The 21865-nt window shown below is 42.2% G+C and carries 21 protein-coding genes and 1 riboswitch; of the genes, 15 read left to right on the forward strand and 6 right to left on the reverse strand.

The window, feature by feature from the left end:
- Positions 1 to 18: 18 nt before the first annotated feature.
- Positions 19 to 738 (reverse strand): metallophosphoesterase family protein, encoded by a 720-nt coding sequence (locus AC0YN6_RS09780; RefSeq protein WP_475746591.1) that lies wholly within the window; start codon positions 736 to 738, stop codon positions 19 to 21.
- A 188-nt stretch (positions 739 to 926) separates the two neighbouring features.
- Between AC0YN6_RS09780 and AC0YN6_RS09785 the strand changes: the two genes are divergently transcribed.
- The 7 genes from AC0YN6_RS09785 (at position 927) to AC0YN6_RS09815 (ending at position 9815) form a co-directional block, all read left to right on the forward strand.
- Positions 927 to 2216, forward strand: a complete 1290-nt coding sequence (locus tag AC0YN6_RS09785) for a hypothetical protein (RefSeq protein ID WP_475746592.1) — start codon at positions 927 to 929, stop codon at positions 2214 to 2216.
- A gap of 27 nt (positions 2217 to 2243) precedes the next feature.
- The gene (locus AC0YN6_RS09790; protein ID WP_475746593.1) at positions 2244 to 4976 is read left to right on the forward strand and encodes a right-handed parallel beta-helix repeat-containing protein; all 2733 of its coding nucleotides are present in this window, start codon (positions 2244 to 2246) and stop codon (positions 4974 to 4976) included.
- A gap of 269 nt (positions 4977 to 5245) precedes the next feature.
- Positions 5246 to 6337 carry a glycosyltransferase family 1 protein gene (locus AC0YN6_RS09795; RefSeq protein WP_475746855.1) on the forward strand — a complete coding sequence of 364 codons (1092 nt, stop codon included), beginning with the start codon at positions 5246 to 5248 and terminating at the stop codon, positions 6335 to 6337.
- Between the two features lie 32 nt (positions 6338 to 6369).
- Positions 6370 to 7425, forward strand: a complete 1056-nt coding sequence (gene galE / locus AC0YN6_RS09800) for a UDP-glucose 4-epimerase GalE (protein WP_475746594.1) — start codon at positions 6370 to 6372, stop codon at positions 7423 to 7425.
- Positions 7426 to 7460: 35 nt separating this feature from the next.
- Positions 7461 to 8048, forward strand: coding sequence for a sugar transferase (locus tag AC0YN6_RS09805; RefSeq protein ID WP_475746595.1), 588 nt, complete (start codon positions 7461 to 7463; stop codon positions 8046 to 8048).
- 67 nt (positions 8049 to 8115) lie between these two features.
- Positions 8116 to 9294 carry a DegT/DnrJ/EryC1/StrS family aminotransferase gene (locus tag AC0YN6_RS09810; protein ID WP_475746596.1) on the forward strand — a complete coding sequence of 393 codons (1179 nt, stop codon included), beginning with the start codon at positions 8116 to 8118 and terminating at the stop codon, positions 9292 to 9294.
- A 191-nt stretch (positions 9295 to 9485) separates the two neighbouring features.
- Positions 9486 to 9815 (forward strand): helix-turn-helix domain-containing protein, encoded by a 330-nt coding sequence (locus AC0YN6_RS09815; RefSeq protein WP_475746597.1) that lies wholly within the window; start codon positions 9486 to 9488, stop codon positions 9813 to 9815.
- 11 nt (positions 9816 to 9826) lie between these two features.
- Here AC0YN6_RS09815 and AC0YN6_RS09820 read toward each other — a convergent pair whose 3' ends face one another.
- A complete protein-coding gene (locus AC0YN6_RS09820; protein ID WP_475746598.1) occupies positions 9827 to 9988 on the reverse strand; it encodes an anti-repressor SinI family protein in 162 nt (53 codons plus the stop codon).
- A gap of 15 nt (positions 9989 to 10003) precedes the next feature.
- Positions 10004 to 10086, reverse strand: a riboswitch (cyclic di-GMP riboswitch).
- Between the two features lie 135 nt (positions 10087 to 10221).
- Between AC0YN6_RS09820 and AC0YN6_RS09825 the strand changes: the two genes are divergently transcribed.
- Positions 10222 to 10986 (forward strand): metallophosphoesterase, encoded by a 765-nt coding sequence (locus AC0YN6_RS09825; protein ID WP_475746599.1) that lies wholly within the window; start codon positions 10222 to 10224, stop codon positions 10984 to 10986.
- A 14-nt stretch (positions 10987 to 11000) separates the two neighbouring features.
- Here AC0YN6_RS09825 and AC0YN6_RS09830 read toward each other — a convergent pair whose 3' ends face one another.
- Entirely contained in the window at positions 11001 to 11888 is an 888-nt protein-coding gene (locus tag AC0YN6_RS09830; protein ID WP_475746600.1) for an AraC family transcriptional regulator, read from the reverse strand.
- 125 nt (positions 11889 to 12013) lie between these two features.
- On the opposite strand from AC0YN6_RS09830, the gene AC0YN6_RS09835 reads away from it, so the two are divergent.
- Complete coding sequence (locus AC0YN6_RS09835) at positions 12014 to 12790, forward strand: phytanoyl-CoA dioxygenase family protein (RefSeq protein ID WP_475746601.1); 777 nt, start codon at positions 12014 to 12016, stop codon at positions 12788 to 12790.
- A gap of 267 nt (positions 12791 to 13057) precedes the next feature.
- A complete protein-coding gene (locus tag AC0YN6_RS09840; protein WP_475746602.1) occupies positions 13058 to 14413 on the forward strand; it encodes a dicarboxylate/amino acid:cation symporter in 1356 nt (451 codons plus the stop codon).
- Between the two features lie 82 nt (positions 14414 to 14495).
- On the opposite strand, the gene AC0YN6_RS09845 is transcribed toward AC0YN6_RS09840, so the two are convergent.
- Positions 14496 to 14774: a hypothetical protein gene (locus AC0YN6_RS09845; RefSeq protein WP_475746856.1), complete on the reverse strand. Its 279-nt coding sequence runs from the start codon at positions 14772 to 14774 to the stop codon at positions 14496 to 14498.
- Positions 14775 to 14824: 50 nt separating this feature from the next.
- Positions 14825 to 15121: a DUF3055 domain-containing protein gene (locus tag AC0YN6_RS09850; RefSeq protein WP_475746603.1), complete on the reverse strand. Its 297-nt coding sequence runs from the start codon at positions 15119 to 15121 to the stop codon at positions 14825 to 14827.
- 239 nt (positions 15122 to 15360) lie between these two features.
- Here AC0YN6_RS09850 and AC0YN6_RS09855 point away from each other — a divergent pair, with 239 nt between their 5' ends.
- The gene (locus AC0YN6_RS09855) at positions 15361 to 16359 is read left to right on the forward strand and encodes an HRDC domain-containing protein (RefSeq protein WP_475746604.1); all 999 of its coding nucleotides are present in this window, start codon (positions 15361 to 15363) and stop codon (positions 16357 to 16359) included.
- A 52-nt stretch (positions 16360 to 16411) separates the two neighbouring features.
- Here AC0YN6_RS09855 and AC0YN6_RS09860 read toward each other — a convergent pair whose 3' ends face one another.
- Positions 16412 to 17422 carry a zinc dependent phospholipase C family protein gene (locus AC0YN6_RS09860; RefSeq protein WP_475746605.1) on the reverse strand — a complete coding sequence of 337 codons (1011 nt, stop codon included), beginning with the start codon at positions 17420 to 17422 and terminating at the stop codon, positions 16412 to 16414.
- Positions 17423 to 17590: 168 nt separating this feature from the next.
- On the opposite strand from AC0YN6_RS09860, the gene AC0YN6_RS09865 reads away from it, so the two are divergent.
- The 4 genes from AC0YN6_RS09865 (at position 17591) to AC0YN6_RS09880 (ending at position 21701) form a co-directional block, all read left to right on the forward strand.
- Positions 17591 to 18052 carry a chemotaxis protein CheX gene (locus tag AC0YN6_RS09865; protein ID WP_475746606.1) on the forward strand — a complete coding sequence of 154 codons (462 nt, stop codon included), beginning with the start codon at positions 17591 to 17593 and terminating at the stop codon, positions 18050 to 18052.
- 77 nt (positions 18053 to 18129) lie between these two features.
- The gene (locus tag AC0YN6_RS09870) at positions 18130 to 18903 is read left to right on the forward strand and encodes an SDR family NAD(P)-dependent oxidoreductase (protein ID WP_475746607.1); all 774 of its coding nucleotides are present in this window, start codon (positions 18130 to 18132) and stop codon (positions 18901 to 18903) included.
- 25 nt (positions 18904 to 18928) lie between these two features.
- The gene (locus AC0YN6_RS09875) at positions 18929 to 20347 is read left to right on the forward strand and encodes a DEAD/DEAH box helicase (RefSeq protein ID WP_475746609.1); all 1419 of its coding nucleotides are present in this window, start codon (positions 18929 to 18931) and stop codon (positions 20345 to 20347) included.
- A gap of 112 nt (positions 20348 to 20459) precedes the next feature.
- Positions 20460 to 21701, forward strand: a complete 1242-nt coding sequence (locus tag AC0YN6_RS09880; RefSeq protein WP_475746857.1) for an S-layer homology domain-containing protein — start codon at positions 20460 to 20462, stop codon at positions 21699 to 21701.
- The last annotated feature ends 164 nt before the right edge of the window (positions 21702 to 21865 follow it).

Here is a 21865-nt window from a genome sequence, read left to right on the forward strand (position 1 = left end):
CCTTTATAGGAACATATTTTAAACCTTACCATTCCGAATAATTTCAATCATCATTTCCGAATTAGGATAGTTCACTTCTTTATAAAGCTCAACAACACGTTCCACATCATAGGCAACTCGTTGCAAAGAGGTGCTTATATTTCCATTCTCAACTTCAACCACCCCATAAGATGCCATTGCGATCCCGTCAAAGGGCAGACCAACACTGCCTATATTCATGATTACTTTCCCATTGATGTACCGAATATATGGTTTGTGAATATGGGCGTAGACATATAGGTTTGCTTCAATTGCGTGCATTAGCACGGATTCTATTTGTTTATCCTCCGCGTTAGGAAGCACGATTTCGAATAAACTATCAGGTGTAGCGTGAAATCCATGAATGACAATATTTTTAATCTCACAACGCAAGTCGCTCGACAAGCTTTCCAAATAATCAAGATCAGATTGGTCTAACTTGGATACGGTCCAATCGCGCTCAGCATTCATTAATGCTAACGCTGCTTTGCGAACTTCCTCTTCACGAATCCCTCGTACTACCCATTCATCTGCGTTCCCCTTTATCACTTCTGTATTCAAAGCGCGAATTAAATCAAGTGATCTCTTTGGTTCTGGGCCGCGATAACAAAGATCCCCTAAAACATAAATTTTATCGATTCCTTTGTTATTGATGTCTTGGAGAACGGATTCAAGCGCAATAGCATTTCCATGAATGTCAGAAATAAATGCAATTTTCATATCGTCGTACCTCCTCATTGTATATTATTTTCACTATATCATGTTTCTAATGATAGACAAAATGGTCAATCAAATGTACGAAACTTTTGAAATAAAGTGGTTGTTAGGGTGCGTTCATACAGGCGTTCGATGAATAAAGGGAATAGGATGAATTAACATGAAAACAATATGAAAGGAGTGAAATCATTATGCTGTTTTATGCTTCTCAGATTGTTGATTATAAAGGTTCTTATGATGGATCGACAAATTACAAGAAAGGGAATGTGGTTGTAGATCAGCGTTCTTCGTATCTATGTATTCAAGACAATATTGGAATTCCGACAAGCAATTCGATGTATTGGGCTTATTTGTCTAGCGAAAGCGCTATTATAGATGATACAAGTCCATCGAGTTTAACATCTACCCTATCGGCAGCTGAAATTGTTAATCGGTTAGCTCAAAAGGCTAATACAACACATGCTCACACTATTGAGGATATCGACCAGTTGCAGCAGGCATTGGATAATAAAGCTTCAGTAGGTCATTCGCATTCAATGAGCAGTATCATCGATATTGATGTGACAACCGTTCCGCCTTTAAATAATAATGTACTGACATTCGAAAACGGCAAATGGGTGCCGAAAGCCTTCTCTCATGAAGGTGGAGCTATAACTGCAGAGGAGTGGGATTTAGACGGAGGTGAGAGAGTAGAACTAGTTGATGAAATAGCGCCTTTGGATGTATCAGGTGTAACTATCACCTATTTAGACAAAACTAGTCTGGTCTTGAATTGGACGGAGAGTACGTCGCCAGATACTAAGGATTATGCAATATACATCGGTAATTCCTTAGTGAATATAGTACTAGCTACCCCCTCGAAGCTATTACCTTTAACGTATCAAGTGGCAGGGTTAGTTCCGGCAACTAACTATACGATTACAATTAAGTCCAGAGATTACTCCAACAATGCATCCAATGGGGTAAGTATAACAGTTAGAACCTATGGAAATTATGCATTATCTATGAATGGCACAACGGATTATATTAAGCTGCCCAACCTTACCTTTAATACAATAGAGCTAACTTGTATTGCCAATCCGGGAGCTGCTGGTGTTTGGTATTACTATTTAGATGCTAGATCAGGAGTGTCTACTGCTTATTTCTCAATTAACGGAAATGGAAATGTACAGTATGGCCCAGTATGGTCAAAGATTCTAATTGATGGCGTAACTCCTATGGATATAAATGAAGCTAAAAATAAAAAAATGACGTTAACGTTAGGTCTGCTCTCCAGTGCTGCTGATGACATAAATATTTTTTCGGACTATCAGAACAAACCTGGAATGATTGGGAAAATTTATTCCATTAAAATACTCAATGGCGCTAATGTAATTGCTTATTATAATTTAACTGAACAATTTACAGGGACAGCGCTCATAGATACAAGTGGGAACGGAAAAACAGCGACACGAATTGGAGGCACTTGGGTCACGGGATGAGTTTGTTTGGAAAGGGGATAAGACGAGATGAAGGGTAAAATAAACAAGTTAAAAGGGTCAAATGGCGAGTATCTTTATCCGATGACGGTATCGGAAGCCGTTTATGTAGATCCAACGACCAGCTTGAGCGATAAACTTATGAATCTGGATAATATGCTTGGGAACGGTCTTGGTTCATATGTACTTGATCTTAGCAGATGGGGACTAAACAATACTGCTACGGATTACAATGATAAAAAAGTTGCCAAAGCAAACTCGATAGGCATTAATTCAGCCATTCAATGGGCTTCAGGGCAGGATTACTCAGAGATTATTTTTCCATCAGGTATTTATCTTGTAGATGAGTATACACCAATCATACCAGCTAGCTATATGACTTTTAATTTGGGCGGCTCAAAACTAAGGATAAGAAATAATGGCTACATGAAATATAAAATTATTGATATTAAGAACCAAGTCAATGTACGCATCACGAATGGCATCATCGAAGGTGATCGATACGATCATGACTTTTCCAGTGGCGGCACACATGAGGGATGCATGGGTATCAATATAGGTAGTAATGGTGTTGTTGAGAACTTAGGAAATCCTGAATCTATCATTTTGGATAATCTGGAAATATACAATTGTACAGGTGACTCCATAGGGCTAGGACTAGCTCCTAATTTTCAAAGTGGTTATAATATGAGACTGTGGGAACAAGGAAGCATCAATCTTACGAATGGTGCATTAATAACCGATCCAATGAAAATTAGAATTGTGAACAAAATCATGTTAAACAATGCAGACATGATCAAGTTTGGCTATTTCGCAATATGTGGAAACGGTTGGGGGGACTTCGGTAGTCAGATTAACACTACGGTATGTGACATCATTTTCTACAATAGTTCTGATGCTTTTATATCCTCGCTCAAAGCAACTAATTTTTTCGATGACATCTCTATCCCCGCCGGAGCCGCCTACGCAAAAATAGTGATATACCAAAGCAACATACCAGATACGGCAGTATCGGATAGTGTTGTTTTGAGTGTAGGAGTTCCGTTATATCCTAGAAATGTGTTTATAGAAAAATGTAATTTGCATCACGCAAGAAGATGTGGAATTAGCAGTGGCGGAAAGTATATTTATATAAGAAATAATAGGATACATGATATTTCAGGAGTTCCCCCACAGGCGGCAATCGATGTGGAAGATGGTTATGGAATGAATCAGTATTATTTCATTGAAGGAAATAACATTTATGATTGTAAGGTTGGGGTTAGTTTAGTAAGTACGCAGCATGTCGTTTTTTCTAATAATGTAATGGATAGACTTGGCCCAAGCCAGATTTGGAACGAATGCAGAAATGTTATTGTGGATGGAAACCATATGTCGCGCTCGGGATTTACTTTAGAAGGCGAAGTTATATTTACAAACAATGTGATATATCAATGCATTATATTATCTCAAAAAACAGCAGAATGTATTATTGGAAATAATTATTTCCATAATAGCTCTCTCAATTTAACAAAAGACCTGCCGCATAAAGTTTCAGTTATGAATTGTCATTTTTACCACGATAATGATTCCCCGCTAATAAGCAATCAACAACCAACAATCTTTTATGGAAAAGAACCACAAACGATTTCAAATTGTGTATTCGAAGGGAAAACTTCGGCATCAAACACATTTTCCGGTCAGAATGACGCATATGAATGGCAATTAATCAACAATACTTTTCTTAATACAAAAATGCTTACATTACCTGCAGGCAGCATCACCGGTTGCATATTTGATAACGCGATGACGCTTGGTCTGCTTAAAAATTCCGTGTATGATTTCGTGAATTGCCTATTTAAAAACTGGGACAGTAATGTGTTCTCCAACTCGGCAGATCATAGCATGGAGCTGCTCCGAATTAGAAATTGTAGATTTATAGGAGGCAACAAGTCTGCTATTTATTTTCGCAATATTCAAGGGAAATTGGAATTGCTGAGCAATATTTTTGAATATAAAAATGCAACCTCCATCTTCAATATCGTTGATTTCTTAACTAGTTCCTTTTCATGTAAGTATTTGATAGTAGACGGGAATGAGTTTATTTCGAATCAGCCTCTAACAGCAATTAATCTAAATAGACAAATCACTACAAATCAAATATTTTTTAGAAACAATATATTGGATACCGTAATACAGCCCATAACAAGTGATGTAGTGTACACTTCTAATAACTATATTAATAGCGTTATGGAACCCTATACGAATATTGTATCCTTGCCAAAAACGGGGAAATATCGTTTAGGTCATGTATTAAACAATGCTGCACCTGTTCCAGGAGGAAACGCGGGCTGGGTCTGTACGGTTGCCGGCTATGCCTGTGAGACGATTTGGATTTCAAAGATGTACTTTAATAAAGGTGATCGAATCGTTGTTAATTCACACGTTTATGAGGTTCTTTTTCCAGGAGTATCTGCAAGCAGCCAACCGACCTTTATAGGCACATCAGGTGAGATTGTTCTGGATCGTATTCGAGTTCCAAGAACGTGGACACCTAATACTTCCTATGCTGTGGATGATATTATAATCCCTGCTGCGATTGAGGGTATCTATTATAACTGTACAACGGCAGGGAAGTCCTCCAATGTAGAGCCTGCTTGGAATAAAAATATTGGACAAACAACAACAGATGGAACTGTAACTTGGACAACTAACCGATTGTTAACCTGGAAAGAAATAGGAATGCTGGCTGTATTTAAGCCGTATGGCCAAATCTCAAACTAACTCACAGAATGAATCCGCCGTGATTTTCGTATTTTTTAATTGGAAATTACAGGCGGATTTATTTTTAAATTGACATGTTCTTTATTAAGAACTAATATAAGGATATAGCGTAATGAAACGAGTGTAAGCCATGAAAATTATTAGATTCGTAATAGGGGTTATTAGGTGTGTAAGGAAAAATTTTTTTACTCAAAATGTTCGTTATAAAGAATATTAAATAGTAAAGGTGATCTAATTTGGTACATAGAGTATTGCATGTTGTAAGTGCTATGAACCGCGGTGGTGCAGAAACCCTGCTTATGAATGTCTACCGAAACATAGACCGAACAAAAATCCAGTTCGATTTTGTTTCGCATCGAATGGAAAAATGTGATTACGATGACGAAATTACTTCTCTAGGCGGTAGGATCTTTCGAATTCAAAGTCTGGGTCAATCAGGTCCATTGCCTTATATCAACGAGTTGAAAAAAATTATGACCCAAACAAACTATACTGCGGTTCATTCTCATACAGATTATCAAAGCGGCTTTGCTGCTTTGGCTGGGAAGATGAGCAGAATTTCAAAGCGAATTTGCCATTCTCACAGCAATAACTGGGGAAGAGAAAACAGTCTGAAGCATAGAATGACGCTTAAAGCGATGCGCACTCTAATTCATTATGCTGCTACTGATTATTGTGCTTGCAGTGTGGAAGCAGCTCGATTTCTTTTTGGCCCCTCAAAGGTGGATAACGGGAAAACCTCCGTGTTGAAAAATGGGATCGAAATAGATCGGTTCACTACTTTCGAGCCTGATTTGCAACGGACAATAAAAAGGGAACTAAACATACCGAATGAATCAAAAATGATCGGGCATGTGGGCACGTTCTCTCCTTCCAAAAACCATACGTTCCTTTTGAAAATTGTGAAGCAAATGACAGAGGATGGGACTGACGTAATTGCAGTGATGGTTGGAGATGGCTTGTTAAGAAGCAGCATTGAAGCCGAAGCCCGAGCATTGGGTATTTTTAATCGGATACGATTTTTAGGGGTGAGAGCGGATATCCCTAGACTCATGAAAGCCTTTGATGTGTTCGTTTTCCCATCTCTATTCGAGGGCTTTGGAATCGTCACCTTAGAAGCACAATGTTCTGGCACACCTTGTGTAGTTGCGGACAGTGTTCCTAAGTTAACGGATATGGGAGTAGATTTAATGAGCTTTCTCAGTCTGGATGAGAGTTTGGAAAGCTGGACTGATCAAATAAGCAAAGCTTTTTTGATGGAAAAACCCGATCAGAACCTCATAGCAAACAAAATAGGAAGTCGAGGATTCGATATTAGGGAAAACATTCACGATTGGCTTGATCTATACGGAGTCTCTTAATTTTTATCAATCATCTCTGGAGGGAAAAATGAATGGCCATACTTGTAACTGGCGGTGCCGGATATATCGGCAGCCACACCTGCGTGGAGCTGCTCAATTCAGGCTTTGAGATCATCGTGATCGATAATTATTCGAACAGCAAGCCAGAAGTAATAAATCGAATACAAGAAATTACAGGGAGATCTTTTACTTATTATAAAGCGGATTTGCTAGATCGGAACAGGCTAGAGATGGTTTTTTCCAACCATAAGATTGATGCAGTGATGCATTTCGCAGGACTCAAGTCGGTTGGCGAGTCTACGAGGATACCTCTGCATTACTATTTTAATAATATAAGCGGGACGTTTCTCCTTTGCCAAGTGATGGAGAAGTATGGGGTGCGAAACATGGTGTTCAGTTCTTCAGCAACTGTATATGGCATGTCGGACTTCGTTCCGATTCAAGAGCATTTTCCTCTGCAGGCTACGAACCCTTATGGACGCACTAAACTTATGATCGAAGAAATTTTGAGAGATATTTATGTGTCGGATGATCGTTGGAGTATTGCACTGCTGCGTTACTTTAATCCTGTTGGAGCTCATAAGAGCGGCCGGATTGGCGAGGATCCGAATGGGATACCGAACAATTTGATGCCATACATAACGCAGGTTGCGGTAGGCAAGTTGAAGAGGCTGAGCGTGTTCGGCAATGACTATGCAACGCAAGATGGTACCGGCGTGCGAGACTACATCCACGTCGTTGACTTGGCTTTGGGACATATAAGCGCTCTTGTAAACGTACTATCGAAATCGGGTGTAGAGGCATACAACCTTGGAACCGGGAAAGGCTGCAGCGTATTAGAGTTGGTTACTGCTTTTGAGCGAGCCTCAGGCATTGACATTCCCTACACGATCTCTGAACGAAGGGCTGGAGATGTAGGCGTCTGTTATGCGAATCCTAGTAAGGCAAAATCTGAACTTGGCTGGGCAGCAAGTAAAGGAATCGAAGAAATGTGTGAGGATGCTTGGCGCTGGCAGTCTTTTAATCCGAACGGTTATGAAATAGGAATTGAACGGTTGGCTGAAGCAAGCGAGAATCAGGCCGTATGACGGCGTTTGAGAATATATAAGGGGCAGGATTATTCATGAAACGATTGTTGGACTTTGGCGTTGCTGCAGTATTCTTGCTGCTAACCTCTCCAGTTATTCTGATTGTTGCTATTCTAATCCGCAGTAAACTGGGATCTCCCGTTTTTTTTAAACAACAGCGTCCGGGATTAAAAGGTAAACCTTTTTATGTTTACAAGTTTCGTACTATGACGGATGAACGAGACGAGAACGGAGAGTTGTTGCCCGATTATCTAAGGTTGACATCCTTCGGAGTTTTTCTGAGGAAGTACAGTCTGGATGAATTTTTGCAAATGGTCAATGTTCTGAAAGGCGAGCTTAGCTTAGTCGGTCCGAGGCCGCTGCTCATGGATTATTTGCCTTTATATTCCGAAGAACAAGCTAAACGGCATCAGGTGCGGCCTGGAATTACAGGCTGGGCGCAGATTAACGGAAGAAATGCTATTTCGTGGGAAGAGAAGTTTCGGCTGGATATCTGGTATGTTGAAAATTTCAGTTTTCTTCTAGATGTAAAAATACTGTTCATAACATTGTTTAAAGTGCTGAGGCCAGAGGGGATTCATCAGGAAAACCATGTAACTATGGAAAAATTTACAGGTTCATAGGTTGAAGAATAAGGGTCTGGCAATGTGTCACCATATTCATATAAACGAAAGGTTGTGAAAGACGGTCATGATTAAGAATAAACAAAAGATATACTTATCTCCTCCTCATATTAGCGGGAACGAATTGCTTTATATTAAAGAAGCGTTTGATTCCAATTGGATTGCTCCGCTTGGTCCGCATGTAGATGCATTTGAGAAAGAGCTAGCGGAGTATGTTGGTTCTAGTCATGCAGCCGCTGTCAGTTCCGGAACCTCTGCTATTCATTTGGCTTTGAACATATTAAATGTAAAAACGGGCGACTCTGTATTTTGTTCTAGCCTTACCTTTGTTGCGAGTGCAAATCCTATTTTGTATTTAGGGGCAGAACCGGTCTTCATCGATTCGGAGCCGGAAACATGGAACATGTCCCCGCAAGCTTTGGAAAAGGCTCTTCAAGATGCTGCATATGAACAACGTCTTCCTAAAGCGGTTATCGTCGTGAATCTATACGGTCAAAGCGCAAAAATGGATGAAATTGTTTCCCTATGTAATCACTACGAGGTACCTATCATCGAGGATGCGGCGGAATCACTTGGTTCTACCTATAAGGGAAGAGCAAGCGGCACATTCGGAACATTTGGTGTTTACTCTTTTAATGGGAATAAGATCATTACTACCTCAGGTGGCGGAATGCTGGTATCCAATGATGGGGAAGGGATTAAGCAGGCGCGCTTCTTGGCTACGCAATCTAGGGATCATGCGCCGCATTATCAGCACAGCCAGATTGGCTATAACTATCGAATGAGCAATGTGCTGGCTGGCGTCGGCAGAGCGCAATTGGAAACGTTGCCAGAGCGGATATTAGCAAGAAGAGCAATTTTTGAGCGGTACGTGAAGGCATTATCCCATTTCCCAGGTATCAGGTTTATGCCGGAATTAGAAAATAGTCACTCTAATCGTTGGCTTACGGTTCTAACGGTAGACGAACAGTTGGCTGGTATTTCTAGGGATGCATTTATTGAAGCGTTATCTGAAGAGAATATCGAGGCTAGGCCAGTTTGGAAGCCGCTTCATAGGCAGCCTTTGTTTGAAGGGGCACGGTTCTATTCACATCATGAAGAAGAAACAATTTCGGATCCGTTGTTTCGCAATGGAATCTGTCTTCCATCCGGTTCTAGCATGACCGAAGAAGAGCAGTCAAGGGTGATAGATTGTTTAACGAATGCATTCATAGCGTCGGTCCAAAGAGAGAAGCAAGGCGCATAGCCCTTGCTTTTTTCGTATAACTAGCGTATGCGTAGTTGAAATGGTGAAGCATTGGCTAGAATGGATAGTAAGGTGGAGAAAACGGATACTGCTGTGGAAGGAAATCGAACTTGAGGAGGAGTATCGCAATCGAGTAATATTCGTTATAATAGAGAGTATTCTACAACGGTGAAATAATGGAGGAGTTTGTTATGATTGGACAACGCATTCAGATGCTTCGCAAGAGAAAAGGTCTTTCACTGACTGAACTTTCCCAGAGGGCAGGCATTGCAAAATCTTATCTAAGCTCCATAGAACGAGGGCTCCAGCAAAATCCTTCGATTCAGTTTCTAGAAAAAGTAAGCGCAGTATTAAGCATTACAATAGAAGAGTTATTGAATAACGATGAGACGGACCAAAAGCCCGATCATCTTGACAATGAATGGGCTGATTTAGTAAGAGAGGCTATGAATTCTGGTGTAAGTAAGGATCAGTTCAAAGAATTTTTAGAATTCAACAAATGGAAAAGTAAGCAAAGCTAGAGAAATTATATTTATACAGCCGTTTCCTTGTTCTTATCTATATCGCTTTCCTTCAGAATAAGAAGAGCTTTACGTATGTCTTCTTTAGTAAGTCCTGATTTTCGAGCGTCCATAATTAATGTAACCCATTCCATATCCAAGTCATCTAATTCTTTTGACTCAATCAGTACCATTCCTCAAGTCCCCCATTCATATTGGGACGGTTGCACCACTGACTCCATGCGTTTAAGGTGCCCAGATACTAAACGCATTTCAACGTCTCCCGTGTACTTCTCGATTTCTTAATAAGATTATTATAGTTCAAGCCAATTGCATATATTGTCATTTCTCGTCTCTGGATAATAAAAATCTTTAACATATTTTGTCGAATCATTACAATTATTTACATTCGGATAGGAGGACAAATTTGGTTATTATACTAACAGTGGCAGTATCCATATTTTTCTTTTACCTGCTCTTTATCTTCCCAACTCAGTGGCTAAAAATCGAAAAGATAACCCACCCAATCGGCATTAACAAACGCATATTGCAAATTAGTGATTTGCACGTAGACAGGCTGCGCATTAGCGCGAAGCGAATTTCGCAAGAAATCGCGTCTGCGAAGCCTGACTACATTTTTCTTACTGGCGACTATACCTATAAAGAACACTATCTTCCGCGGGTAGGCTATTACTTAAAGGCTATTTCAGATAGCGGTATACCCGTATACGCGGTGCTTGGCAACCATGACTATGAGCTCCCTCGATTAAAGAAGCTGCTCGATCTGTTTCAATTGTATGGCATTAAAGTTCTTCGCAATGAAAATGTGCTGCTTGATGATTTTCAACTCATTGGAATTGATGATGCCAGCTCTCATCATAGCCGCATCAAGCCTTCTTTTAGAGGTATTGCAAGCAGTAAGCCGATTGTTATTATGACACATGATCCCAATGTGCTGCTTAAGATTGATCGTACCTATGATTATTTGATGGCCGGTCATCTGCATGGAAAGCAGCTGAACGTACCGTTCTTTTTTGCATTTAAGCCAAAGGGTCCGCTTTCCGTGAAAGGAATCTACAAAGGCCTTCATCACAACCAGAACGGCACATTCTACATCTCAAAAGGTATTGGTCAAGCCGGCGTTAACGCCCGGTTTATGGTTAGAAGTGAGATTACGATTCATGATCTATAAATATGAGGCTGTAGCTAGTCATGGATCGTATTTCTACGGCTTTCTTCTCGAAAGGCAGCAGGAGGAATACCCTTCGCTTCGGCAAAGGTTCGAGAGAAATAATGAACGGATGAGAAGCCGCAGCGCTCAGCGATTATTTTAATTGGCGTTGATGTTTGGACGAGTAATTTCTCCGCTACACGGACTCGTTCGTGTCTTACGAGAATGGAGAAGGATTCATGAACGCTCTGGGCGAACAGTCTGGAAAGATGGCGTTCGGATACGTTAATGTAACGTGCAACCTCGGAAAGACTCAAGCTAGCTCCTAAATTATCACGTATGTATAGCTTGGCTCGGTTGATAAGGATAGCGGCATTTGAAGCCGGTAAAATGATTTCTGTGTTACCATTCTTGCTGCCAACAATGGTTGGAAAGGTAAGGATTAAAGCATGTGCAAGCTGGTGAAGCAACGCGATTGGCACCGCAAATGTCTCGTCGCTTGGAATGAGTAAGGATCGCCAGATTTGTGCAGTCGGTGATTGCTGCTGGTTCTCCATCCATATGGATCCGCTATTCAAAGATTGATTATAGTACTCCAATTCATCCGGTTTAGAAAGCTTCTCATCCAATTCATAGGCCACATATAATAAATCCAAATGGTCTACATCTATAATTTGATGGCGTATATTAGGTCTTGAACAGAAAAGTACACCCTCATGCAATGGATATCTAACTCCTCCTTCTTCATAAATTCCCGTTCCGCCTGCTACATAACATACCTCGAAAAAAGAGTGCTTATGAACAGCGTTTGCGACTAATTTTTGCACCGCCCCCCAGTAATAAACGTGTATCGTTAAGCTCTCACCCTGAAGCAATCGTGCATATCTATTCAAGCGTTCCTCGCTTTTTGACCAAATGTACATTCGGAAGATCAGCTCCTGTGGCGTAATAGTGCAAAAAGATGTCTTTAGCAGGTAAATACGATATCACTATATATTATCTATAATGAAACCATATTCATACTAATTATATGATAAGGAGAATGAACATGATCGTCAACGAGGACGTGCAATTTTATAAAGAAAATGGTTACTTGTTAGTTAGAGGTGTGTTTAACAATGAAGAGGTGCTGGAAATGAGAGCATCGACTGAGCGGATCATTAAGCGGGCGGCGCAAGCTAAATCAGATCACAATCATGCGTGGCAAGGGGAGTACCTGCCGCCCGATGAGCTTAAGAAGCTTGTTCTAAAAGGTTTCCATGATGTGCATTATCATGATGCCGCTTTCACAAGAGCAGTGGTTCATCCTAATATGGTAGCTGTATTGAATGGTCTTATTGGTCCCAATGTGCAGCTCCATCACTCAAAAATGCTCGTGAAACCACCTGCTAACGGTGCAGCATTTCCGATGCATCAGGATTATCCTTATTTTCCGCATAAAGATCATTCCATGCTTGCAGCAAGCGTTCATCTGGACGATGCTGACGAAGAGAATGGCTGCTTAGCTGTTGTTCCAGGTTCGCATCTAGAAGGACCGTTGTCTCACGTAGGCAGGCATTATTTGAATCATAAGGAATATCCGATTTCATCTGGAACGCTTTGCAAAGCGAAGGCGGGAGATGTGCTGTTCTTCAATTACTTGACGATCCATGGCTCGGATGTTAATCGGAGTGATAGAACGCGAAGAAATGTTTTGTTTCAATATCGCGACGCAGCTGACAAACCTACTGTAAACACGCATTTCGATTGGGGAATGGGCTTGATGGTAAGCGGTGAGAATTTAGATTTCAATGACGTTAAACCAAACTTCCAAATTATTGAGTAAGCGATCAAACGAAAAATAGAGCAGAATAAGATGCACAACAACCGGATTTATCCGGGTTGTTGTGCATCTTTTTTTGAAGAAAAAGATATAACCGAATATTTCTCTGACTGATGTGGAAAAATCATATTGACATAAGATTGATAACGATGATATATTTGTTCCTGCAAGCAAAGCATAGTAATCTTATCGGGATTACATATTGATTCATTTCTACATGCAATTGTGCTATACATCATAGTAATAGACAGAAGGGGAGAGTGTTGGATTATGGAAAATAATTTAATAACAGCAATTGAGAACAACTGGATAAGTTTAGTCGTATCAGCAATAATTCTTGGCGGACTTTATTTTATGGCCAAAAAACGTGTAGGCTTTGGAACGAGGGTATTGGTGGCGCTGGGGCTTGGACTAGTCGCAGGTATTATCTTCAACAACTTTAAACTCGACACTGAAGGTGTAAGTACGATTGGGTCTATCTACATTAACTTAATTAAGATGATCGTAATTCCGCTCGTTTTTGTTCTTGTTATCAACAGTATCATTTCAATTACGAACCTTGAATACTTGCGTAAGCTTAGCGTTAAGACCATCGGTTGGTTTCTAGCAACGACAGGAGTAGCGGCGATTATCGGACTTCTGGTAGCATCGGCAATTAATCCTGGTGCAGGCTTCGAGATGAAAGCACCTGAGAACTTTGAAGCACGTGAGGTTCCAAGCTTTTTCAAAGTTATTTTGGATCAAGTACCTTCCAACCCCATTAACGATGCTGCAGAAGGAAAAGTAGTTCCAATTCTTATTTTCGGACTATTCATTGCGATTGCTATCGTTAAAGTAGGAGCGAAAAATCCGGATTCGGTTCAACCTTTCAAAGCATTTATACAGTCTGCAACCGTCATTATGCACCAAGTTGTAAAATTTGTACTACGCTTCACTCCATATGGTGTTTACGCCTTGATTGCAGTTATGGCTGCAAAATATGGATGGGAAACACTTGAACCGCTTGGTATGCTAATTATTGTAACTTATATCGCTCTACTGGTACATTTTGTATTCGTCTTTGGCGGTTTAGTAAGCTTCGTTGCGAAAGTTAATCCATTGAAATTTTTCCGCAAAGCTTATCCAACGGTAGCGGTAGCTTTTACAACACGCAGCAGTTTTGCAACACTTCCGGTCAATCTTGAAGTTATTACGAAGCGCCTTCGCATTTCACCGAAAATTGCAAGTTTCGTAGCACCGCTTGGTGCGACGATGAACTTTAACGGCTGCGGCGGCATTTGGCCGGCTGTAGTAGCAGTGTTCATCTCTCAAGTATATGGCGTAACACTTACTGCAACAGATTATGTTCTTATCGTACTCGTTAGCGTTATCTCATCAATCGGCGTTGCAGGTGTGCCTGGACCAGCATCGATTTCGACAACGGTTGTACTTACAGCTGTAGGTCTTCCGCTTGAAGGTATTGCACTTGTAGTTGCTGTTGAATCACTCATTGATATGGGTCGTACAGCTGTTAATGCTACTGGTACTACAGTTACTGCATTGCTCGTTGCGGATTCTGAAGGCGAATTCGATCGCGAAGCGTTTAACCGCGGCGATGAAGATGAGCTGGAACTTAATCCTGCATAAACAATAAATAAGTGAGTTTGCTTAGAAAAAAGCCCTTGGCTAAACACGCAATACTGCGTGATTAGCCAAGGGCTTTGCTTGTTTAAGGTTCATCGTGTACTTCAGGAAAAGCATGATCGTACTCGTCTTCACCGGGATAGTCACGAGGCAAACCTGTATGCAGCGCTCGATTCTCATAATCGAAGCGGTTCGATGACCGCTGATCGACACGCCAAGGCGTACTTTTCCCTAGAGATTTCAGCCGCAGGTCAGAGCCGTACGGACCATCCGCAAACTCCTCCGGAATTAGATCGTTTCGCTGCGATTCTACTGTCGATACATCTGTATAGGGCTGGCGATTTTCAGGAATAAAACGATCCATCATCAGTCTCCTCTGAAATGGTATTGAATTACCATTTCAGTGTGCCCTGATTAATCTGTAAAATGCACCGTTCCGACAACAAAATATAAGAATTGTACGAGTTCAGCAGCTTCTTCTTCCGTGAGCTTGAACGTATGCTCAAGATAGCCTTCCTCTTCGAGGTCGTCAGGACCGATAATCGCTGTTTTGCCAAACTGCAGGTCAGTAATTAGCTTCTTGCCGTAAAAACGGCTGGTAGACGTGATGGCAAGGTCAAAACGCTTCAAGCTGGGTCCGATAAAGGTGACATATCTTGTAGATGTTTGTTCCGTTGAATCGGACATAAAATCAAAATCAGGCAACAGCATAGGGTCTAGCCTCCACTTCATTTATACAATCATTATACAATAACAAAATGCTTGTAATAAAGAAATCATTATGATAGCATGAAGTCAATCGAATCATTTAACGTGAGGAAGCACCTCCTTTGCCACAGGCAGAGGAGGTGCTTTTTGTTGTTTTCCGACACTCTTTCCTGCTGTTCGGGCGCTTACCTTACCTTCATCCGATTCGTGACTACATCTATTTATTGGAGGATTGAGACAACATGCAAATCGTATTTTTGAACACATTCGAGAAGCTTGGTGAAGGGCAGCATATTGAGAGCGCACAGCTATCCATATGTGAGCGTCAAGGGATTTGGGCAATTATGTGGGTGGAGCTTAAAGAGGACAGCGGGGAGCCGCAAACCTGGTTTGAAGGTACGTCATGGGAGGAAATGATTATTACTTTTCGTCACGGGATTGCAAGAGTGATGGGCGAAGGATATGCGCCAATTATTGATGGCATGCTCGATGATCGCCGTACTTCAGCAGGTAGTTTCGTGACGATGTTGCAATGTTATGGTGAACTCCACGCCAATCAAGAGCTCTTCCAGCAGTTGCGTGAATGGCGTCGTGCCAAAGCCGTTGCGGAGAAGCGTTCAGCGTATCTAGTTGCTACAAATCGCATGTTGTGGATGATCAGTACTTTTGTACCGAAGACTGCGGAAGAATTGGTGCAGATCCCCGGCTGGGGCAGTGCGAAGCATGAATCCTTTGGATTAGAAGTGCTTGCGATAACGAGCGGGATTAACCGCGACACCGATTTCCCACTGCAATGGGTGTCTGATAAGCTGGATTCTGGAGCTTACACACAGTGGTTGTATAAACAAAAGGAAACGAAATATAAGTCGCTGCTAGATCGTCAACAAGCAAAAAAACATATTTTAACTGCGGTGCAGCAGGGGGGAACGCTTGATCAGCTCGGCACGGAACTAGAGCTGACAAGACGTGAACTGGTGGATAGAATAGAGCAATTGGAGCAAGAAGGTTACGACATGGAATCACTTATATCGAGGGAATTGGTTGAGATGCCTGAGGATGAGCAGCAGCTCGTCTGGGAAGCGCTCTCTCAGGTTGGTGATAAATATCTGAAGCCGGTATTGCAGCAGGTATATGGCTCTTCGGATGCTTCACAGCTGAGTAAGCCAGTTGATGTACTTTACGAGCGTCTGCGGCTAATAAGACTTCGTTATCGGAGAAGCCTAACGAGTAAGGCGGTATAGTTTAACATCGTAAAGCTGAAGGGAAGGATTGGAGAAGGCTCCAGCAAATCATTTAAGGAGCCTTCGTTATTCCAATCTGGTCAGCCCAAACCGTATCTGCATAGCAGATTGCTGTATCCAAGTCGCAATGAAGACCGGTTTCGTAGGAACGATTGTCAATTAAGGCTACGGCTTCATTACGCAGCTGGCGTACATGAAATCGCTCCTCCTTCGTAAATTGAGGGCCTTCATGCGCTCGTAACCATATGAGGATAGCGCTTACAACTTCAATAGCATCATCCAGCGCTCGTTGCCATAGCTGCCAGACGCTCTCAAAGTGATAGGTGCTGCCATCCACGGGGTCCAGCCAAGGCTGCTCAGCTTCGTTCAATACGTCAAAGGGCATAGCTCCTTTTTTATAGATAAAAGGCTCAATTTGACCGAATGTCAGTTTTTGACGAATGCCAGTCGGATCATGGAAAAGGCGCTGCGCAGACGTGAAATCACGGTTTGCTTGATCCCAATCTCTTCTATTAATGAGCGGAGCGAGCTCCTCATAATATACGTTAGCAATCGATTCGAATGCATCTACGATCGGCGGGGGGAAAACTCCCTTCGTATCAATATGTTTCCATACTGCGGTTTTCCACGTTTCGACACCCCAAAGCTCACGTGCAATCAACGTATCCATCATGATTTCAAACCGTTGGTGGTCCCATTTGCGAAAGCCTGATTTGCTGAATACATAAGGATGCAGATTCCGGTCTAGGATGTGATGCAGTACAAATCCGAGTGTATATATAATAGAAGAATCAGAACGTTGCGAGTTAGCCGGTCTGCCAACGACATTATCCAGCATTTCGACAAGCACGGGACCGCAATTGCGGTTATGCATTTCTGTACCTAAGCGATTCAAGGCGACGCTTCGCTGCCAAGGAAAAAAACGATGATAAAATAAAAAGTCAGGACCTTGGCACCCCATATTAAATATGTTTTTTTTCTCATCAAATTGAATAAGTGTGCTTTCTCCAAGCTTCTCCATAACAAGCTGTCCAAATATGAAATGAGCCCATACGTTAGGCATAGAAGAGAGACCTCCATTACTATCAATATTCTACATTTTTCGTGAAGGAAATTTAGTTCTTTGGATACATATCCTTTATTTATAGTATACTTGTCCTAGTGAATTAAGTATAATATAAATTAAATAAGACAAATCGCGAATTTTGTCGAAAAGGAGCGTATCTTCATTATGAAGGCAGAATACATTAACCCGTTTCTTGAATCTGCAAAAATCGTGATTGAGCAAGTCGTTCAAATACGTCCAGCGACTGGAGAACTAGGTCTCAAGGATATCAAGTTTGTCGAGAACTATATTTGGATTCAAATTGGGCTCAACGGGCAGATGAACGGTGATATTGTATTCGGGCTTAGTGAAGAGGTAGCTATGAAAATGGTTTCCGCGATGATGGGCGGATATGCTATTTCAGAAATCGATGAAATCGTGAAGAGCGCTATTTCTGAGCTTGGCAATATGATTAGCGGAAATGCCAGTACGATGCTGTATAATCAAGGGGTAAGAGTAGATATTACACCGCCGAAGGTTATCCAGTCTGCTCAAGCAGCAGGCTTTACTGCACAAAAGGCATTGACGATTCCACTTATTATGGAAGGCATCGGAGAGCTTGACATCCAAGTTTTAATCGCATCTTAGCACAGAAATGGCTCCTTAGGGAGCTTTTTTTGCGTCTGTAATACCAATCAAGTAAAATTATAAATGGGTGATGATGGATGTTAAGAGGAAAAGTGATTTTCATCTCTGGAGCATCAAGTGGAATCGGAGCGTTAATGGCCGTAAAGCTGGCTGAGCGTGGTGCGATCCCGGTGCTGACTGGACGAAACATCTCGAAGTTGAAAGAGATTTCTGCTGCTATCAAGGGGAAAAGCTCATTTTATCAGATGGACGTGACCGATAATGAACAGGTGAAACGTACAGTGGAAGCTGTCATCGCGGAATATGGAAAAATAGATGTACTGCTGAACAATGCGGGCTATGGTAAATTTGAGAATTTTATGAGCATGAATGTGGAAAGCTTTGAACAAATGATGGACACTAATTATATGGGAATTGTACGCTGCTCGAAAGCTGTTATTCCTCATATGGTGAAGCAGGGGAACGGACATATCGTAAATATTGCTTCTTTGGCAGGCAAAATAGGCACTGCGAAATCAACGAGCTACACAGCTACGAAACATGCAGTACTTGGTTTTACCAATGCGCTTCGAATGGAGCTTCGCGAACAAGGCATTCAAGTATCTGCAGTTAATCCAGGTCCAATCGATACGCCATTTTTTACGCTGGCTGATCCTTCCGGCTCTTACGTGAAAAATGTTAATTGGTTTATGATGAAACCAGAATATGTTGTCAACAAAATCATTCGTTTAATCGAGCGGAGAAAAGCCGAGCTTGACCTTCCGAAAACAGCGGCTGCGGGTATAAAGCTGTACCAATTGCTGCCGCGAACAATCGACCGTCTATTCGGTGGGATGTTAAATCGAAAATAAAGGTTTAAATGAGAGAGGATTAAAGATGAGTAAGCACACATGGAATGAGATAGGTATTAATGAATTGCTGGCGGATAAGCTTGCGGCAAATGGAATTATTGAACCAACGGATGTACAGGCAGGAACGATACCGGTTCTGCTTGGCGGCAGCGATGTATCCGCACGTTCACAGACGGGCACCGGCAAAACACTCGCTTATTTGCTGCCGATGCTTCAGAAGCTGAATTCGTATTCAAATGCGATCCAAGGGGTAATTTTGGCTCCAACGCAGGAGCTGGCTATGCAAATTGTACGGGTAGCGGAAGTGTACGCTGAGCCGCTTAACATACGCGTACAGCAACTAATCGGCGGTGCGGCGCTAAAGCGTCAGGTAGAGAAGCTGAAGCTGCGCCCGCAGCTGGTTATCGGAACACCGGGACGTATGCATGAACTGCTTAAGCTGCGCAAGCTCAAGCTGAATGATGTCAAAAATGTTGTCGTTGATGAAGCAGATCAGGTATTTCAGCTTGGCTCGACGAAAGAGGTCGAGATCATTTTGCACAGCGTGGGTAAAGAACGCCAAATCGCATTTTTCTCCGCGACGTATCCTGATCAAATGGCTCGTTTTGAAGGACGCTGGATGAAAAACCCGGACCGGATTCAAGTTACGCCTGAGCATACCGTATCACAAACGATCGATAATTATTTTATCGTTAGCGACAAACGGGATAAAACGGATACGGCGAGAAGGCTCGTTCGCCTGCTCAACCCAACTTCGGCGCTGCTTTTTCTAAATGATACCGACAACATCTCGAACTGGGAATCGAAGCTTAGTTATGAAGGATTCACTGTTGAAGCATTGTATGGTGATGCGGATAAACAGCGCCGCGCAGCAACGTTAACACGTTTTCGCGAGGGGCGCTGTCAGCTGCTTCTAGCGACGGATGTTGCAGCTAGAGGGCTCGATATCGAGGGACTGCCGCTCGTTATTCAGCTTGATCCAGCATCTGACGCGGATCACTATGTGCACCGTGCAGGTCGCACGGGTCGTATGGGACGTGCCGGTACGGTTGTATCGATTGTGACGCCGCAAGAGCTGTTTATTATGGAGAAATTCCGTAAGCAGCTAGGTATTGATTTGACAGAGCGGACGATGTTTAGAGGCAAGTTGCTTAGCGCGGAAGAGCTGAGAGAAGCAACAAAACCGTTTGCAGCTCGTCATGAAGCGAAGCTAGCGGAGCGTTCAGAAGTATCACAAGCAAAGCGATTAGTTGAGACAAAAGGACTTCCAGTAGCAGCAAAACCTGCTAAGCTTGAAGAAGCCAAACCAAGCAATCATGCGCCAAAACCAAAGCCAGCGGTAAAGCCAGCTCCTAAGAAAGTGGAGCGCAAGCGTGAAGGCAAGAACAAAGGTGCTCCTAAGTGGCTGAAAGCAAAACGTGAGGCCGAGAAGGAACAACAATAAAAAATTAATTTGATAGCCACCCTCTTAAATCGAACTGCCTCTCCCGAAACGTATGGGCGAAGGTAAAAAATGCGGCAAAACCCGCAATCGAAAAAGGAGTGTGGCTTTCTTGATGAAACAAGGAATGTGGAAAAAGACAGCAATTTCTTCGCTTGCGCTGCTAATGCTTGCAGGCGGTGCAACGTCAGCTTTTGCAGATAGCGGCAAAGGTAAAGGGCATGGAGGCGACCGTGATGATGATAAAGGTCGTCATGAGGACAAGAATGACAAGAACGATAAAGACGATGATAAGTATAAAGTAAACTGGAAATTCGAAGATGAAGATGAACTGAAATGGGCAATGGAATACATAATGCGCCTAGCGTCGAAGGGTGTATTTACGGGTTATCAGGATGGTACATTTAAGCCTAATCAGAAAATTAATCGTATTGAAACGTTGACTGCTGCAGTCAGATTGATGGGCCTTCGCGAACAAGCTGAATCTGCAGAGGAAATGAACACGGATCTGCAATTTAAAGACGGGGACAAAATAGAAAAAAAATATCCATGGGCAGTAGGTTATGTTGCGGTTGCACTTGAGAATGATCTATTCTCCGAGACGGAAATGGAAGTGAAGCCGGAAGCACATGCAACTAGACTATGGTCTACTATTCTTCTTGTAAAAGCGCTTAAACTGGAAGATGAGGCTAAGGCGCTTAATAATACGAAGCTTGACTTCAAGGATGCAAAAGAGATCCCTGCTGGTTCTGTCGGCTATGTTGCTCTTGCCCTTCAAAAAGGTATTATTACCGGTTATGAGGACAAGCATGGCAAGACGTTCCGTCCGAACCAGCCTGTTACGCGTGCTGAGTTAGCTGCCCTTCTAGATCGTACGGATTCGGAGATGCCTGATCATGATGCGAGAGCAATTACTGGCAAGCTGAAAGCAGCGCCTGCAGATGGGAAGTTAACGGTAGTTAAAGCAGATAACACAGAGGTTTCCTTAGCAATAGACGCGAATGTATTCATTTTCCGCGATGATAAGAAATCACCTGTAAGTGCTCTTCGCGCAGGCGACGAGGTGCTCGTTCGAACGTATCAGAATCGCATAGTCTTTATCGAGGTTACGAAGTCTGCTCCTATTAGCAATACTTTCTCGGAGATTGGTATTATTGATAAACTAACTTTCAACAATCAAGCTAAGCTAACACAAATTTCAATTATTACTCGTTATGAAAATTCACAACCAGTCGTCTCTACATTCAACATTGATCCGAATGTAGCCATTACGGGTGATACTTCGCTGCTGAAGGTTGGTCAGCTTGTACAGGTCAAAGGTGACAATGGAACGGCGAAATCAATTGAAGTGAAATAAGGTTTGACTATAAAGGCATCATCCATTGTGATGATGTCTTTTTTCTATGTTGGGGTAGTTGTAAGCGCACATATGCTCTAACAGCACCAAAGTAACCCAAGTTTGTAGCCAGTAAGCACATATAGGTGCTTATTAGGGGGAATTGGCTGGTGAGCCAGCTCAGG

This window comes from Paenibacillus sp. J22P15 (genome assembly GCF_056269345.1).

Excerpts from the sequence above, each read along its gene's own strand:
- AC0YN6_RS09830 (WP_475746600.1), bottom strand. The coding sequence starts at position 11,888 with ATGTACATTTGGTCAAAAAGCGAGGAACGCTTGAATAGATATGCACGA.
- AC0YN6_RS09780 (WP_475746591.1), bottom strand. The coding sequence starts at position 738 with ATGAAAATTGCATTTATTTCTGACATTCATGGAAATGCTATTGCGCTT.
- AC0YN6_RS09880 (WP_475746857.1), top strand. The coding sequence starts at position 20,460 with ATGAAACAAGGAATGTGGAAAAAGACAGCAATTTCTTCGCTTGCGCTG.
- AC0YN6_RS09860 (WP_475746605.1), bottom strand. The coding sequence starts at position 17,422 with ATGCCTAACGTATGGGCTCATTTCATATTTGGACAGCTTGTTATGGAG.
- AC0YN6_RS09865 (WP_475746606.1), top strand. The coding sequence starts at position 17,591 with ATGAAGGCAGAATACATTAACCCGTTTCTTGAATCTGCAAAAATCGTG.
- galE (WP_475746594.1), top strand. The coding sequence starts at position 6,370 with ATGGCCATACTTGTAACTGGCGGTGCCGGATATATCGGCAGCCACACC.
- AC0YN6_RS09815 (WP_475746597.1), top strand. The coding sequence starts at position 9,486 with ATGATTGGACAACGCATTCAGATGCTTCGCAAGAGAAAAGGTCTTTCA.
- AC0YN6_RS09840 (WP_475746602.1), top strand. The coding sequence starts at position 13,058 with ATGGAAAATAATTTAATAACAGCAATTGAGAACAACTGGATAAGTTTA.
- AC0YN6_RS09790 (WP_475746593.1), top strand. The coding sequence starts at position 2,244 with ATGAAGGGTAAAATAAACAAGTTAAAAGGGTCAAATGGCGAGTATCTT.
- AC0YN6_RS09810 (WP_475746596.1), top strand. The coding sequence starts at position 8,116 with ATGATTAAGAATAAACAAAAGATATACTTATCTCCTCCTCATATTAGC.
- AC0YN6_RS09820 (WP_475746598.1), bottom strand. The coding sequence starts at position 9,988 with ATGGTACTGATTGAGTCAAAAGAATTAGATGACTTGGATATGGAATGG.
- AC0YN6_RS09835 (WP_475746601.1), top strand. The coding sequence starts at position 12,014 with ATGATCGTCAACGAGGACGTGCAATTTTATAAAGAAAATGGTTACTTG.
- AC0YN6_RS09785 (WP_475746592.1), top strand. The coding sequence starts at position 927 with ATGCTGTTTTATGCTTCTCAGATTGTTGATTATAAAGGTTCTTATGAT.
- AC0YN6_RS09850 (WP_475746603.1), bottom strand. The coding sequence starts at position 15,121 with ATGCTGTTGCCTGATTTTGATTTTATGTCCGATTCAACGGAACAAACA.
- AC0YN6_RS09845 (WP_475746856.1), bottom strand. The coding sequence starts at position 14,774 with ATGGATCGTTTTATTCCTGAAAATCGCCAGCCCTATACAGATGTATCG.
- AC0YN6_RS09870 (WP_475746607.1), top strand. The coding sequence starts at position 18,130 with ATGTTAAGAGGAAAAGTGATTTTCATCTCTGGAGCATCAAGTGGAATC.
- AC0YN6_RS09795 (WP_475746855.1), top strand. The coding sequence starts at position 5,246 with ATGAACCGCGGTGGTGCAGAAACCCTGCTTATGAATGTCTACCGAAAC.
- AC0YN6_RS09805 (WP_475746595.1), top strand. The coding sequence starts at position 7,461 with ATGAAACGATTGTTGGACTTTGGCGTTGCTGCAGTATTCTTGCTGCTA.
- AC0YN6_RS09855 (WP_475746604.1), top strand. The coding sequence starts at position 15,361 with ATGCAAATCGTATTTTTGAACACATTCGAGAAGCTTGGTGAAGGGCAG.
- AC0YN6_RS09875 (WP_475746609.1), top strand. The coding sequence starts at position 18,929 with ATGAGTAAGCACACATGGAATGAGATAGGTATTAATGAATTGCTGGCG.